This window comes from Burkholderia sp. Bp9031 (genome assembly GCF_003857965.1).
In the GTDB taxonomy this organism is placed as follows: Bacteria; Pseudomonadota; Gammaproteobacteria; order Burkholderiales; family Burkholderiaceae; genus Burkholderia; species Burkholderia ambifaria_A.
Genome location: NZ_QTPW01000011.1, coordinates 107,147 through 121,421, shown reverse-complemented (window position 1 = coordinate 121,421; position 14,275 = coordinate 107,147). Strand labels below are relative to the sequence as shown.

At 66.5% G+C, this 14,275-nt stretch carries 14 protein-coding genes; 7 read left to right on the top strand and 7 right to left on the bottom strand.

Going from position 1 to position 14,275, the window contains the following annotated elements:
• Window positions 1-4: 4 nt before the first annotated feature.
• The 5 genes from DIE15_RS16960 to DIE15_RS16940 form a co-directional block, all read right to left on the bottom strand.
• The gene (locus DIE15_RS16960; protein WP_057927553.1) at window positions 5-943 is read right to left on the bottom strand and encodes a glycosyltransferase family 2 protein; all 939 of its coding nucleotides are present in this window, start codon (window positions 941-943) and stop codon (window positions 5-7) included.
• A 10-nt stretch (window positions 944-953) separates the two neighbouring features.
• Window positions 954-2,537: a DHA2 family efflux MFS transporter permease subunit gene (locus DIE15_RS16955; protein ID WP_124833863.1), complete on the bottom strand. Its 1,584-nt coding sequence runs from the start codon at window positions 2,535-2,537 to the stop codon at window positions 954-956.
• The gene (locus DIE15_RS16950) at window positions 2,534-3,817 is read right to left on the bottom strand and encodes a glycosyltransferase (protein ID WP_124833862.1); all 1,284 of its coding nucleotides are present in this window, start codon (window positions 3,815-3,817) and stop codon (window positions 2,534-2,536) included. The genes DIE15_RS16955 and DIE15_RS16950 overlap by 4 nt, the downstream gene beginning before the upstream one ends.
• 17 nt (window positions 3,818-3,834) lie before the next feature.
• Window positions 3,835-4,404 carry an isoprenylcysteine carboxylmethyltransferase family protein gene (locus tag DIE15_RS16945; RefSeq protein ID WP_057927556.1) on the bottom strand — a complete coding sequence of 190 codons (570 nt, stop codon included), beginning with the start codon at window positions 4,402-4,404 and terminating at the stop codon, window positions 3,835-3,837.
• A 67-nt stretch (window positions 4,405-4,471) separates the two neighbouring features.
• Window positions 4,472-5,374 (bottom strand): alpha/beta fold hydrolase, encoded by a 903-nt coding sequence (locus tag DIE15_RS16940; RefSeq protein ID WP_124833861.1) that lies wholly within the window; start codon window positions 5,372-5,374, stop codon window positions 4,472-4,474.
• A 719-nt stretch (window positions 5,375-6,093) separates the two neighbouring features.
• Here DIE15_RS16940 and betI point away from each other — a divergent pair.
• The 4 genes from betI (at window position 6,094) to DIE15_RS37020 (ending at window position 10,306) form a co-directional block, all read left to right on the top strand.
• The gene (betI, locus tag DIE15_RS16935; protein WP_057927558.1) at window positions 6,094-6,678 is read left to right on the top strand and encodes a transcriptional regulator BetI; all 585 of its coding nucleotides are present in this window, start codon (window positions 6,094-6,096) and stop codon (window positions 6,676-6,678) included.
• A 32-nt stretch (window positions 6,679-6,710) separates the two neighbouring features.
• The gene (gene betB / locus DIE15_RS16930; RefSeq protein WP_124833860.1) at window positions 6,711-8,180 is read left to right on the top strand and encodes a betaine-aldehyde dehydrogenase; all 1,470 of its coding nucleotides are present in this window, start codon (window positions 6,711-6,713) and stop codon (window positions 8,178-8,180) included.
• 22 nt (window positions 8,181-8,202) lie between these two features.
• Window positions 8,203-9,903, top strand: a complete 1,701-nt coding sequence (betA, locus tag DIE15_RS16925; protein ID WP_057927560.1) for a choline dehydrogenase — start codon at window positions 8,203-8,205, stop codon at window positions 9,901-9,903.
• 106 nt (window positions 9,904-10,009) lie between these two features.
• A complete protein-coding gene (locus tag DIE15_RS37020) occupies window positions 10,010-10,306 on the top strand; it encodes a hypothetical protein (protein WP_185734486.1) in 297 nt (98 codons plus the stop codon).
• Window positions 10,307-10,598: 292 nt separating this feature from the next.
• Here the strand turns inward: DIE15_RS37020 and DIE15_RS16920 are convergent, their stop codons facing one another.
• Window positions 10,599-10,895, bottom strand: a complete 297-nt coding sequence (locus DIE15_RS16920) for a cupin domain-containing protein (RefSeq protein WP_057927562.1) — start codon at window positions 10,893-10,895, stop codon at window positions 10,599-10,601.
• 433 nt (window positions 10,896-11,328) lie between these two features.
• Between DIE15_RS16920 and DIE15_RS16910 the strand changes: the two genes are divergently transcribed.
• From DIE15_RS16910 to DIE15_RS16900, 3 genes are all read left to right on the top strand, one after another.
• Window positions 11,329-12,273 carry an ABC transporter ATP-binding protein gene (locus DIE15_RS16910; protein ID WP_124833859.1) on the top strand — a complete coding sequence of 315 codons (945 nt, stop codon included), beginning with the start codon at window positions 11,329-11,331 and terminating at the stop codon, window positions 12,271-12,273.
• 5 nt (window positions 12,274-12,278) lie between these two features.
• Window positions 12,279-13,049, top strand: a complete 771-nt coding sequence (locus DIE15_RS16905) for an ABC transporter permease (protein WP_057927564.1) — start codon at window positions 12,279-12,281, stop codon at window positions 13,047-13,049.
• A gap of 168 nt (window positions 13,050-13,217) precedes the next feature.
• Window positions 13,218-13,922 carry an MBL fold metallo-hydrolase gene (locus tag DIE15_RS16900; protein ID WP_057927565.1) on the top strand — a complete coding sequence of 235 codons (705 nt, stop codon included), beginning with the start codon at window positions 13,218-13,220 and terminating at the stop codon, window positions 13,920-13,922.
• Window positions 13,923-13,956: 34 nt separating this feature from the next.
• On the opposite strand, the gene DIE15_RS16895 is transcribed toward DIE15_RS16900, so the two are convergent.
• Window positions 13,957-14,187 (bottom strand): hypothetical protein, encoded by a 231-nt coding sequence (locus DIE15_RS16895; RefSeq protein ID WP_057927566.1) that lies wholly within the window; start codon window positions 14,185-14,187, stop codon window positions 13,957-13,959.
• Window positions 14,188-14,275 lie beyond the last annotated feature (88 nt).

Sequence of the window (14,275 nt, the reverse complement as noted above, 5' to 3'; positions counted from 1 at the left end):
TCCCTCATCCCTGCCGGACGCGCTGCGCGCGCGCGGCCAGTCGCGGCCGCGCGCGCTCGAGTGGACCGAGCCGGCCGAACAAGCCGTCCGCGATACCGAACAGGATGCCGGCGAGCTTGTCGCGCTTGTTGCTCTCGACGAGCGCGATCTGCACGACCTGCCACACGGTCAGCAGGTTCGGCACGATCGCCACCGGAAAGCGCAACCCGTACTGCATCCCGAGCTGCACCGCATTGCGCGCGCTGTAGTAGCGCCGTTGCCACGAGTGATTCATCGACGTCATTTCGAAAGGGCCGAACGCGTGACGCTGCTTCGCGCCGATCCGGTGCGGCAGCACCAGCGACGGCACGACATAGAGCGGCACGTTGAGCGCGAGCGCGCGAAAGCTGTACTCGGTATCGACGTGATCGATGAACAGCGTCTCGTCGAAGCGGCCGAGCACGTCGAACGCGGCGCGCGACACGACGCAGCCCGACGAGATCAGGAACGCGCAGCGCTGCAGCGGCGCGTCGGGATCGACGCGCAACCGGCGCAACGCGATCCCGTTCGTCGCGAGCTCGGGCAGGAAGCTGCGCGCGTTCTCGTCGAAGATGCGCGGGCCGGCGAGAAACGCGCGCCCCGCGACACCCGCGCACGCGTCGCGCATCGTCGCGAAGTAACCGGCCGGCACCGACGAATCCTGGTCGAACAACGCAACGGCATCGACGTTCTCCCGAAACAGCGTCGCAAGCCCCGCGTTGTAAGCACCTGCGATCCCGCCGCGGTTGCCGTGATGCAGCAGTGCAATGCCGTCGCGCGCGCAGCGCTCGCGGGCGCGCGCATCGGGCTGCGGCGTGTTGTCGACGACGAGCAGCGCGTCGCATGCATGCCGCCACGCGCCGAGCGCCGCGAGCTGCGCGTCGGTCGGGTGATACAGGATCACGAGTGCGCCGAGTGTCGCCATGCCCCTCTCCTCAATGTCCGAACGAAGCCGCACCGCGCTTCGGCCGCGTCAGCCACATCATCGCGGCGAGCACGAGGCAGGTCATGCTCGCCATCCAGAACATGTCGCCCGTCGCCATCATGTACGCCTGCTGCATCACGACCTGGTGCAGCGTGGATAGCTCGCGCACGCCGTCCACGCCCATCGCGTTCAGCGTGTGCACGAAGCGCTGCGTGTTCGCCGATGCGTGCGTGACCGATTGCGACACGACGTCGTAGTGATAGGTCGCCCGGTTGTCCCACAGCGTCACGCTCATCGCGGTGCCGAATGCGGCGGACAACGTGCGCAGGAAGTTCGACAGGCTCGACGCGGCCGCGAGCCGGTCGTCCGGAATGCGCGACAGCGTCGCGGCCGTCAGCGGAATGAAGAAGCACGGCAGCCCGATCCCCTGGATCAGCCCTGGCGTGGCGATCTGCGCGAACGTCATCTTCAGCGTGAAATGCGCGTCCCACGCGAGCGCGGCCGCGAACACGAGGAAGCCGAACGTCGCGAGCACGCGCGCGTCGAAGCGATGCGCGTGCAGGCCGACGAGAATCGAGAACACGAGCGCGAGCACGCCGAGCGATGCGGTGGCGAGGCCCGCGTGAAACGCGTTGTAGCCCATCACCGCCTGCATCCACAGCGGGAACACGACACCCACCACCGAGAAGCTCATCATCCCGAGCGAGATGATCAGCACGCAGAACGAGAACGTGCGGTCGCGAAACAGGCTCAGGTCGACGACGGGATGCGCCTCGCCCGCCTCCCAGATCAGCAGCGACACGATCGCGAGCCCCGCGACCACCGCGAGCGTGACGATCAGCGGCGAATCGAACCAGCCCTTGTCGTGGCCAAGGTCGAGCATCGCCTGCAGCGAGCCGACGCCGATCACGAGCAGCACGATGCCGGGCACGTCGATCGGGCCGGCCGCGCCGCGCTGCGCGTCGGGCCGCAGCATCATGGTGCACACCGCGAACGAGAACAGCCCGATCGGCAGGTTGATCAGGAAGATCCACGGCCACGAGAAGCTGTCGACGATCCAGCCACCGACCACCGGCCCGAAGATCGGCGCGAGCAGCACCGTCATCGCCCACAGCGCGAGCGCGACGGTGCGCTTGTCCGACGGGAACGTGCGCAGCAGGATCGTCTGCGACAGCGGCACCATCGGCCCCGAGCACAGCCCCTGCAGCGCGCGGCAGACCACCAGCACGTGCAGGTCGCGTGCGAGCCCGCACAGCAGCGACGTCAGCGTAAACAGCAGCACCGCGCCGACGAACAGCCGCAGCTCGCCGACGCGCCGCGCGAGCCAGCCGGTCAGCGGCACCGCGATCGCGGCCGCGACCGAATACGAGCTGATCACCCACGTGCCCTGGCTGTTCGAGACGCCGAGACTGCCGGAAATCGCCGGCACCGCGACGTTCGTCACGGTCGAGTCGAGCACTTCGATGAAGGTCGCGAGCGACAGCGCGAACGTCAGGAGCGCGAGCCGCGCGCCGCGCACCGGTGGTGCAGCAGGGGCGGGTTCGCGCGCATCGAAGGCGGCGGGCGTGTCCTGAAGCGACGATGCCGTGCTCATGCGCCCGCCATCGCAACGGCGGCCGGCGCGATCGCGCGTCCGTGTTTCGGTACAAAGCGCTCGATGAAATCGGCAGCCGTCTCGCAACCGTCCGGTGCGGCGTTGATCAGCGCACGCGCGCGCTCCGCATAAACGGCGAATTCGGGCTCGCTCAGCACGCGCATGAGCGCCGCGCCGAGACGCGCGCCGTCGACCGGACCGTCGACGCGTACGCCGGCACCGTTCGCCGCGACACGCTGCGCATTGTCGAACTGATCGTGCGCGAACGGCGTCACCACCTGCGGAATGCCGGCCTCGAACGCGAGCGCCGCGGTGCCGATCCCGCCGTGATGCACGAGCGCGCGGCAACGCGGCAGCAGCGTGCGCATCGGCACGAAGCGGCGCACAAGCAAGCGGTCGCCGGCCGGTGCCGTATCGTGCTGGCTCAGCAGGATGCCGCGCGCGCCGGTGGCACGCAGCGCGTCCTCGACCGCGCGCGCATACGCAGCGTGATCGACGCGCGTCGACCCGGCCGTGAACACCACGGGCGGCTCGCCGGCCGCGAGAAACGCGTCGAGCGCGGGATCGTCGTCGGGCGTCGCGACGTCGTTGAACAGCGGAAAACCGCTTTGCAGAAGACGGGCCGGCCAGTCGCGCTGCGCCGGCGCGAACCAGTCGGGAAACAGGCACAGCACACCGTCGGTCGAATGCAGCCAGCGGCCCAGCACGCGCTGCGCGGGTGCGAGCCCGAGGTCGCGGCGCACCGCATTGAGCGCCGGTCCGCACACGCGGTCGAGCACCTGCCGCTCGATCAGCGTCATCAGTGCCGTCTTCACCGGCAGCGGCCAGCGCGCGGGAATCGTCAGGCGCGGATGCGTCGGCGGCACGTGCGCGGACAGCAGCGTCGACGGCGACACCTGCACCGACACGTACGGCGTGCCGTGCAGCTCCTGCATGAAGCGCGCGGAAAACGCCCACAGCGTGCCGACCAGCACGGTGTCGCGCTCGGTCAGCGCGCGCAGCGCGTCGTAATGCGGGCGCAGCACGGGCGCGATCACCTGCCACAGCGTGCGGAACGACGTGCGCGAATCCCACAGTGCCGGGTTCGCCATCGCGGCCTCGTACTCGGCCGCGGTACCGACCGGGACGAACGTGAAACCGCAGCGGCGCGCGGCCGCCTCGAACGGCGGATGCGTGCAGAACACGACGTCGTGGCCGCGCATCGCGAGCGCGCGCGCGACGCCGAGCAGCGGATGCACATCGCCCGCCGAGCCGATTGCGGTCACGATCACCTTCGCCATCGCGCGCCTCGCCGGGATCAGTAGAAGCCGGGGATCAGCGCCGCGACCTCGCGGCGGTACTGCGCGTACGCCGGCCCGAAATAGCCGGTCAACCAGCTTTCCTCGACGCGCACCTTGTACGCGAGCGACGCGAACACGAGCGCGACGCCGAGCGCGCCGCGCCACTCACCGCCGATCAGCGCGGCGCCGACCAGCGCGATCAGGCAGCCGGTATAGATCGGATGACGCACGAGGCCATACGGCCCGGTGCGAACGAGCTCGTGGTTTTCCTTCAGCGTGACCGACACGCTCCAGTTCGTGCCGAGATGCAGGCGCGCCCACGCCGAAAACAGCAGCCCCGCGACGAGCACCGCGAGCCCGCATTGCGCCTGCAGGTCGAAGCGCTGCCAGTCGGGCACGAGCGCGCGCAGCGTCAGGTCGGGCAGGATGATCAGTGCGCCGCCGACGATCAGCGGAATCGACTGCAGCGTGCGCGAGCGCGACGCCTCCTTGCGCACGGTCGTCTTCACGGCCTGCGACGTCACGATCCAGTAGGCGAGCCACGCGGCCCACGGAACGACGATGGCGATGGTCTGAACGATATTCACGGCTGGCCTGCCTCGTATGGATGAGAATTCGGATGCGCCCGGTGTGCCCGGTGCGCGACGTGCTGCGTCACGACGACATGGCCGGCATCGGCGCGGACACGCATGTGTGCGCGGCGCCGAGCGCGATGCCCGCGGCAACGGGCGGCGCGTCGCAGAAGAAGTCGAGCAGCGCCGCACGCGTGGTCTCGCGCTGCGCGCGGCCTTCGATGTCGAGGAAATGACCGGCATCGGGAATCGTCGCGAAGCGCGCGCGCGGCACGTGCGCGGCGAGCTGGCGAACGTCGGCCGGCGTCGTGTATTCATCGCGCTCGCCGTTCAGGAACAGCAGCTCGCAGCCGATGTTCGAGAACTCGCTCAGGTAGCGCGCCGGCTGCAGCGACAGGATCTGGTCGACGTGGAACGCGACCTGGTCCTGCTCGTCGCGCGGCAGGCGCGTCAGGTAGCGATAGTTGTACAGCTTCATGATGCGCGGCAGGTAGCGGCCGACCGTGTCGTTCAGCAGTTGCGCGGCCTTCAGGTTCTCGCCGGCCGCGATGTGGTCGCGGGCGCGCGTCACGTAGTCGACCATCGCGTCGTTCAGGAACGGCGAGAACGAGCAGATCGCCGCGCGCCGCACGCTCGGGCAGCCGCGTGCGAGCGCGAACAGCGACGCAACGCCGCCCCACGACACCGACACGAGGAACGCCGGCGCGAAGCGCTCGACCAGATGCTGGAGGATCGCGGCCTCGTCGTCCTTGGTCAGGATGAAGCAGCCGGGGTTGTGCTGGCGCGACTGCCCGGCATACGGCAGGTCGAAGCAGATCGTGTTCATCCGCTCGCCGAGATACTGGACGGTCTGTCCGAACGAGGCGGTCGTCGCGAGCGCGCCGTTGACGAGCATCGCCGTGTCGAACGACGGATCGAACACGTTCCGTTCGACGTAGACCTTCAGACCATTCGGTAGCGGGACCACGTGTTTTTCGGTCGGCATCGTCGTTCTCCGGTGGATGCGGCGTCTCGGCGTCGCGGCATGCTGCAGGTGCGCAATGGCGTGCGCCGGCCATGCCGCGGTCGTTGGCCGCGCCCATTGCCGACGCACCGCGGCAAATTCCCGCGGCGCCGATTCATTCCTCGTAATGCGGCGCCATACTAATACGGGCAATATTACTTACTCAAGTCATTCCAACGATCCCCTCTACTCCACCTGGAAATACACTGGATTCAAATTTTTTCTGCATTTTTTGTGGTAGGCGGAATCGGATGCAAGGTGATTGCAATCGTTTGCGAGCAAGCCACAAAACACGCTAATACGCACACAATTCAGTTTTAATTCATATAGATAACAAGTTTCAATCGCCCGATTGAAACGAATTCCCGGAATTCGCCGATTTCGATGACCGGCATTCAAATTTCAGGATCTCCGAAATTCTCACATAGCTCGACATTCTTTCGACGCGTAATAAATCCAATCCGAAAACTTTCTCAACCATTGGATCGCCTTTTCCGAAACCGTTTTAAACAAACTTCAAATTATTTAACATCCTTTCAATTCGTTTTTCCGCATCCGCACAATCGCGGCGGCCCCATCGTTACCGTCTGCCGGCACCTCATTCACCGTCGGACCCCGATTTTTTGTTGATTGAACGATCAATAAAAAACCGCTAAGCTCTCGACTTCCATGAACGGCCCGTCCGGGCGAAGGAGTTCGCGATGCCGAAAGTCGGAATGCGGGAGATTCGCCGCGCACAGTTGATCGACGCCACGCTGCGCTCGATCGACGAAGCCGGCCTGCCCGGCACGACGCTCGCATCGGTCGCGCAGCGCGCGAACATCTCGACGGGCATCGTCAGCCACTACTTCGGCGACAAGGACGGCCTGCTCGAAGCCACGATGCGGCACGTGCTGCGCGATCTGTGGGCGGCCACCACGCAACGCCGCGTCGCCGCACGCAAGGACCCGCGTTCGAGGCTGCGCGCGATCGTCGCCGCGAACTTCGACGACACGCAGGTCAGCGCGCCCGTGATGAAGACGTGGCTCGCGTTCTGGTCGCAGAGCATGCACGACCCGATGCTCAAGCGCCTGCAGCACGTCAACACGCGGCGCCTTCACTCGAACCTGTGCGCGGAATTCGCGAAGCGCTTGCCGCGCGCGAAGGCACGCACAGCGGCCAGCGGCCTCGCCGCGCTGATCGACGGCCTGTGGCTGCGCGGCGCGCTCGCCGGCGGCCCGATCGACACCCGGGCTGCATCGAAGCTCGCCCACGATTACATCGACCTGCTGCTCGCGTCCGACTGACGCGTCACGCAGTCGCCAACCAGGAGATCCTCATGTCCGTATACGGTTTGCAGCGCCTCTACATCGGCGGCGGTTACGTCGACGCCACCAGCGGCAAGACTTTCGACACCTTCGATCCCGCCACCGGCGAACTGCTCGCGCAGGTGCAGCAGGCGAGCGCGGCCGACGTCGACCGCGCGGTCGCGTCGGCACGGGAAGGTCAGCGCGAATGGGCCGCGATGACCGCGATGCAGCGCTCGCGGATCCTGCGCCGCGCGGTCGACCTGCTGCGCGAACGCAACGACGAACTCGCGGCCATCGAGACGCGCGACACCGGCAAGCCGATCGGCGAAACGCTCGCGGTCGACATCGTCACCGGCGCGGACGTGATCGAGTACTACGCGGGCCTGGCGACCGCGATCGAGGGGCTGCAGGTGCCGCTGCGCGCCGAGTCGTTCGTCTACACGCGCCGCGAACCGCTCGGCGTGTGCGCGGGCATCGGCGCATGGAACTACCCGATCCAGATCGCATGCTGGAAGACGGCGCCCGCGCTCGCGGCCGGCAACGCGATGGTGTTCAAGCCGAGCGAAGTCACGCCGCTCACCGCGCTGAAGCTCGCGGAAATCTATACGGAAGCCGGTGTACCGGCCGGCGTGTTCAACGTCGTGCAGGGCGACGGCTCGGTCGGCGCGCTGCTCACCGGTCACCCGGACATCGCGAAGGTGTCGTTCACCGGCGGCGTCGAGACCGGCAAGAAGGTGATGTCGCTCGCCGGCGCATCGTCGCTGAAGGAAGTGACGATGGAACTCGGCGGCAAGTCGCCGCTGATCGTGTTCGAGGATGCCGATCTCGACCGCGCGGCCGACATCGCGGTGACCGCCAACTTCTTCAGCTCGGGCCAGGTCTGCACGAACGGCACGCGCGTGTTCGTGCACCGCTCGGTCAAGGACGCGTTCACGCAGAAGGTGCTCGAACGCGTGAAGCGGATTCGCGTGGGCAAGCCGACCGATGCCGACACCAACTTCGGCCCGCTCGTGTCGGCCGCGCAGCTCGACAAGGTGCTCGGCTTCGTCGAGAGCGGCAAGGCCGAAGGCGCGAAGCTGCTCGCGGGCGGCACGCGCCTGACCGACGGCCACTTCGGCAGCGGCCAGTATGTCGCGCCGACCGTGTTCGGCGACTGCCGCGACGACATGAAGATCGTGCGCGAAGAGATTTTCGGGCCGGTGATGAGCATCCTCGATTTCGAATCGGAGGACGAAGTGATTGCTCGCGCAAACGATACGCACTACGGCCTCGCGGCCGGCGTCGTGACCGAGAACCTGTCGCGCGCGCACCGCACGATCCACCGCCTCGAAGCCGGCATCTGCTGGATCAACACGTGGGGCGAATCGCCGGCCGAAATGCCGGTTGGCGGATACAAGCAATCCGGCGTCGGGCGCGAGAACGGCATCACGACGCTCGAACACTACACTCGAATCAAGTCGGTACAGGTCGAGCTCGGCCGCTACAACCCGGTGTTTTGAGAACGATAGGAGATACCCTGTCATGACGACACGCGAATACGACTACATCATCTGCGGCGCCGGTTCCGCGGGCAACGTGCTCGCGACGCGCCTGACGGAAGATCCGAATGTCACGGTGCTGCTGCTCGAAGCCGGCGGCCCCGACTACCGCTTCGACTTCCGTACGCAGATGCCGGCGGCACTCGCCTATCCGCTGCAGGGCCGTCGCTACAACTGGGCCTACGAGACCGACCCCGAACCGCACATGGACAACCGCCGGATGGAATGCGGCCGCGGCAAGGGGCTCGGCGGCTCGTCGCTGATCAACGGGATGTGCTACATCCGCGGCAATGCGCTCGACTACGATAACTGGTCGACGCACAAGGGCCTCGAGAACTGGACGTATCTCGACTGCCTGCCGTACTTCAAGAAGGCCGAGACGCGCGACGTCGGCCCGAACGACTATCACGGCGGCGACGGCCCCGTGTCGGTCACGACCAGCAAGCCGGGCGTGAATCCGCTGTTCGAGGCGATGGTCGACGCAGGCGTGCAGGCCGGCTATCCGCGCACCGACGACCTGAACGGCTATCAGCAGGAAGGCTTCGGCCCGATGGACCGCACCGTCACGCCGAAGGGCCGCCGAGCCAGCACCGCGCGCGGCTACCTCGACCAGGCGAAGGTGCGGCCGAACCTCGAGATCGTCACGCACGCGCTGGCCGACCGCATCCTGTTCGACGGCAAGCGCGCATCGGGCGTCACGTACCTGCGCGGCAGCGAGCGAGCGAGCGCGCATGCGCGCCGCGAAGTGCTCGTGTGCAGCGGCGCGATCGCATCGCCGCAACTGCTGCAGCGCTCGGGCGTCGGCCCCGGTGCGTGGCTGAAGGCGCTCGACATCCCGGTCGTGCTCGACCTGCCCGGCGTCGGCCAGAACCTGCAGGATCACCTGGAGATGTACATCCAGTACGAGTGCAAGGAGCCGGTGTCGCTGTATCCCGCGCTCAAGTGGTGGAACCAGCCGAAAATCGGCCTCGAATGGATGCTGAACGGCACCGGCCTCGGCGCGACCAACCACTTCGAGGCGGGCGGCTTCATCCGCACGCGCGACGACGATCTGTGGCCGAACATCCAGTATCACTTCCTGCCCGTTGCGATCAACTACAACGGCTCGAACGCGATCGAGATGCATGGCTTCCAGGCGCACGTCGGGTCGATGCGTTCGCCGAGCCGCGGCCGCGTGAAGCTGCGCTCGCGCGATCCGAACGATCATCCGAGCATCCTGTTCAACTACATGGCCGAAGCGCTCGACTGGCGCGAGTTCCGCGACGCGATCCGCGCGACGCGCGAGATCATGCGGCAGCCCGCGCTCGACCGCTATCGCGGCCGCGAGCTGAACCCGGGCGCCGACTGCAAGAGCGACAAGGAGCTCGACGCATTCGTGCGAGCCCGTGCGGAAACCGCGTTCCATCCGTCGTGCTCGTGCAAGATGGGCTATGACGACATGGCCGTGGTCGACGAAGAAGGTCGGGTGCACGGGCTGGAAGGGCTGCGCGTCGTCGATGCGTCGATCATGCCGATCATCACGACCGGCAACCTGAACGCGCCGACGATCATGATCGCGGAGAAGATCGCGGACAAGATCCGTGGCCGCAAGCCGCTTGCGCGCGTGGACGTGCCTTACTTCGTCGCGAACGGGGCGATGGCGCGGAATATCGCGAAGGCGGTGCGGCGGCCGGAGACGGTGTAACCGCGCAAGCGCCCTTCTCCAGGCACAGCAGCAACACGCACGGCTCGCGGCGTTCTCGTCGCGAGCCGTTTTTCATTGGACACTCCCGCCACCCGTACTGAACCGCGTGAAGGCCGCTCCCCTCGGCCTCAAGCGTTTCGCGCGCACGTTCGACGTAGGCAAGCTGCTGCGCATCGTGCACGCATGCGCGGAGCGGATCGCTCGCATCGCACGCGCAACCGCCGCCATCCGTTGCAATCCACGGCGCGAGTTCGTGCAGCACGACGCCTGCGGGGAAGTCGAAACGGAATGGGGTGCGTCGCTACAGCGGCAACGCGATGCGATGGCGCAGGCACGCGACTCGCGTCGCGCCCGCATCCGGCGAAAGGCAGGAAAGCGGCGGTCCGGCCGGGCCCTCGGATAGGCGTCTCATGTAATTGGTCTCCGTACGTACGCTTGATTCGTTATCGTGATGCGTCGTTTGTCGAAACTATGATCGGACGATACGCACAAGTAAATGGATGCAGAGTTCCAAACGCGCCGAACCGCGCGATCCTCGTGCATGCAGGGTGTTTGACAGTTTTTCAAACACCCTTCAACTTACTTGCTCAGACAAATACACGGGCTGTGCAACGCGCGCTTGAAGGCGGCGCTCATCCCGCGCGAGGCCCGGCGTGCGGGCCTTCGGCCGCCCGCATGCATGCTGCGGCGCATCCTTATACGTCGATGATCGCGAGCGTGCCGTGGCTGCCGGGCAGCACCGCATGGCGCGTGCCGGCGACCGCGAGATACATCTGCCCGGCCTCGACCACGACCGTCTGCGCTTCGACCTCGAGCATCAGCCGGCCGTCGAGCACCAGCAGCCCCTCGTTGTACTCGTGCACTTCCGCTTCGTACGGCTGCGCGTCCATGCGCAGCACCTTGATCCGGGCCGGCCCGACCTCGCCGACGATCGTGGATTTCCACGCGACGGCCTGGGCCGCCGCGACGGACTTGAAATCGACCAAAGACATGCGCACCGCTCCGGGAACAGGAGAGGAACGCATTATCGCGAGCGCGGCGCGCGCCGTCCCGATACGGCGCGGCGGCGTTCGGGCAGCACAGTCGGCCCCGCCCCGCCCGTTCCGCTGCCGCCTGCACGGGCGATCGCCGTCCGACCGAGCGAAAACGACGCGCATTGTTCGCTTGATTCAAATAAAGCATCGTATTGTTGAATGACGCCCGTGCATTTCCCGCAAATCTCGCACGGACATCGCATGCCGTTGCCACCGAAATGCATTTCCATCTTCCGATTGCTAATATGGCGATCCTGCGATCCCGCACCACAACGCCGTTCGACATGACGCCCGTTCGCCATGCCGCACCCGACACCGGCCGCTGCACAGCGACGGCACCGGGCATGCGCGGCGCACAGCGTCGGACCGACCGGCCGTGCCATCCGTGAGCATGCAACCGATCCTTTCCGTCTCCGACCTCTCCAAGACTTACGCGTCCGGCTTCCAGGCGCTGAAGCACGTGACCCTCGACATCCGCCCGGGCGAGATCTTCGCGCTGCTCGGGCCGAACGGCGCGGGCAAGACCACGCTGATCGGCTCGATCTGCGGGATCGTCACGCCGACCCAAGGCCGCGTGACGGTCGGCGGCCACGACATCCGCGATCAATACCGCGCGGCGCGCGAAATGATCGGCCTCGTGCCGCAGGAACTGACGACCGACGCGTTCGAAACCGTCTGGGCGACCGTGTCGTTCAGCCGCGGCCTGTTCGGCAAGGCGCCCGATCCCGCGTACATCGAGAAGACGCTGAAAGCGCTGTCGCTATGGGACAAGCGCGACAACAAGCTGATGACGCTGTCGGGCGGCATGAAGCGCCGCGTGATGATCGCGAAGGCGCTGTCGCACGAGCCGCGCATCCTGTTCCTCGACGAACCGACGGCCGGCGTCGACGTCGAGCTGCGTCGCGATATGTGGAAGCTGGTCGACTCGCTGCGCGAAAGCGGCGTGACGATCCTGCTGACCACGCACTACATCGAGGAAGCGGAGGAAATGGCCGACCGGATCGGCATCATCCTCGGCGGCGAACTCGTGCTCGTCGAAGAGAAGCGCGAGCTGATGCGCAAGCTCGGCAAGAAGCAGCTGACCGTGCAGCTCGAGCATCCGCTCGCGACCGTACCGGCCGAACTCGCTGCGTTCGGGCTCGAACGCGCGGACGACGGCGCCGCGCTCGTCTATACGTACGACTCGCAGCGCGACGACGCGAGCATCGCGAAGCTGATCAACGCGCTCGGCACGGCCGGCATCGGCTTTCGCGACCTGCATACGACGCAGAGCTCGCTCGAGGATATTTTCGTCAGCCTGATCGACAACCGCCGCAACGGCGCTCAAGGGGCGTAACGCACATGGCGAACTGGAATTTCCACGGCATCCGCGCGATCTACCGCGCCGAAATGGCCCGCACGCGCCGCACGCTGATGCAGAGCATCATCGCGCCGGTGATCTCGACGTCGCTGTACTTCGTCGTGTTCGGCTCGGCGATCGGCTCGCGTATCAGCGACGTGAACGGGATCGGCTACGGATCGTTCATCGTGCCCGGCCTCGTGATGTTGTCGCTGCTGTCGCAGAGCATCTCGAACGCGTCGTTCGGCATCTACTTCCCGCGCTTCACGGGCACCATCTACGAGATCCTGTCCGCGCCCGTGTCATACTGGGAGATCGTGATCGCGTATGTGGGTGCGGCCGCGTCGAAGTCGCTGCTGCTCGGGCTGATCATCCTCGCCACGGCCGGCCTGTTCGTGCCGCTGCACATCCTGCATCCGTTCTGGATGGTGCTGTTCCTCGTGCTGACGTCGATCACCTTCAGCCTGTTCGGCTTCGTGATCGGCATCTGGGCCGACAGCTTCGAGAAACTGCAGCTCGTGCCGCTCCTGATCATCACGCCGCTCACGTTCCTCGGCGGCAGCTTCTATTCGGTCGACATGCTGCCGCCCGCGTGGCGCATCGTCACGCTGTTCAACCCGATCGTCTACCTGATCAGCGGCTTCCGCTGGTCGTTCTACGGGCTGGCCGACGTGCACGTGTGGATCAGCCTCGCGGCGACCTCGCTGTTCCTCGCGATCCTGCTCGCGATCGTCGCGTGGATGTTCCGCACCGGCTACAAGCTGAAGAACTGACGCGGCACGCGCCACATACCCGGCACGCCGCTGCAACTTCGCGGTTCGCGCATCCGGAGCGACGCTGCTAGACTGGATCGGAAGATCGACCGCCGCCGCCTGTCGCATCGCAACCCGCGGTGCGCGGGCGGCGCGGCTCCGGCCCCCTTCCCTGCGCGAGGATCCCCGATGAGCGCCCCTCGAATCGACGCCGTCCGCGACGGCCTGTTTCGCGCCACGACTTACGTCGACACGCTGAACCTGTGCTTCAGCCAGTTCTTCGTACGATCGCGGCACGGCGACGTGCTGTGCGTCGAAACGGGCACCCGTTCCAATTTCACGCAACTGAGCGCGGCGCTCGACGCCGTCGGCATCGCGCCGTCGATGGTCAGCAGCGTGATCGTCCCGCACTTCGAGGCCGATGAAATGGGCGCGCTCCCCGACTTCCTCGCGGCCAACCCGGCGCTCGTCGCGTACGGACATCCGATGTGTACATGGGGGCTTGCCGACGTATTCGGCGTGCGCGCGATTCCGCTGAAGGATGGTGAGCCGACGACGCTATCGGGCATCGACGTCGTGCCGGTCTTCACGAAGCACGTGCATCAGTGGGATGCGCTCGTCGTGTATCTGCCGGCGTACAAGGCGCTGCTGTCGTCGGACATCCTGATGCGCTTCGGCAGGGAGGACACCGACGACCCGCTGCCCGCGATCCTCGATGCAATCACGCGCTCGGACTACCTGCCGTCGCTCGCGCACCTGGCGAGCGCGCTGCGCCGCATCCAGGCGCTCGATATCGACATCATCCTGCCGATGCACGGCCCGGCAATCACGCACGACATTCCACGCGTGATTGCCGGTGTGATCGCACATTGCGAGACTGCCGCAGCAGCGTAGCGCTCGCGCGCCCGCGTACGGCCGGCGGCGCCGGTCAGGCGCCGGTTACGACGAATTCGGCGGCCGCCTTGTTCTGGATCGCGGCCATCACCGCCAGCTCGCGCTTGCTGCGCGGCTCGCCGGACACGACGCCCGTCGCATGCTTGGCCTTCGCGCCCAGCGGAAAGAACACGAACGATGCGCCGGCCGGCGCATCGGGCTCGGCCCGCAGGCGTTTGTTCAGGATCTTCAGGTACTTTTTCTTCGAGACTTCCTTCGTTGCCATGGCGCCCTCCGCATGAACGTGGTGCTGGTCAGCATACCAGTTTTGACCTGCGGTTCCGGCGCGCCGCCGCGCGATTGATCTGCACTAG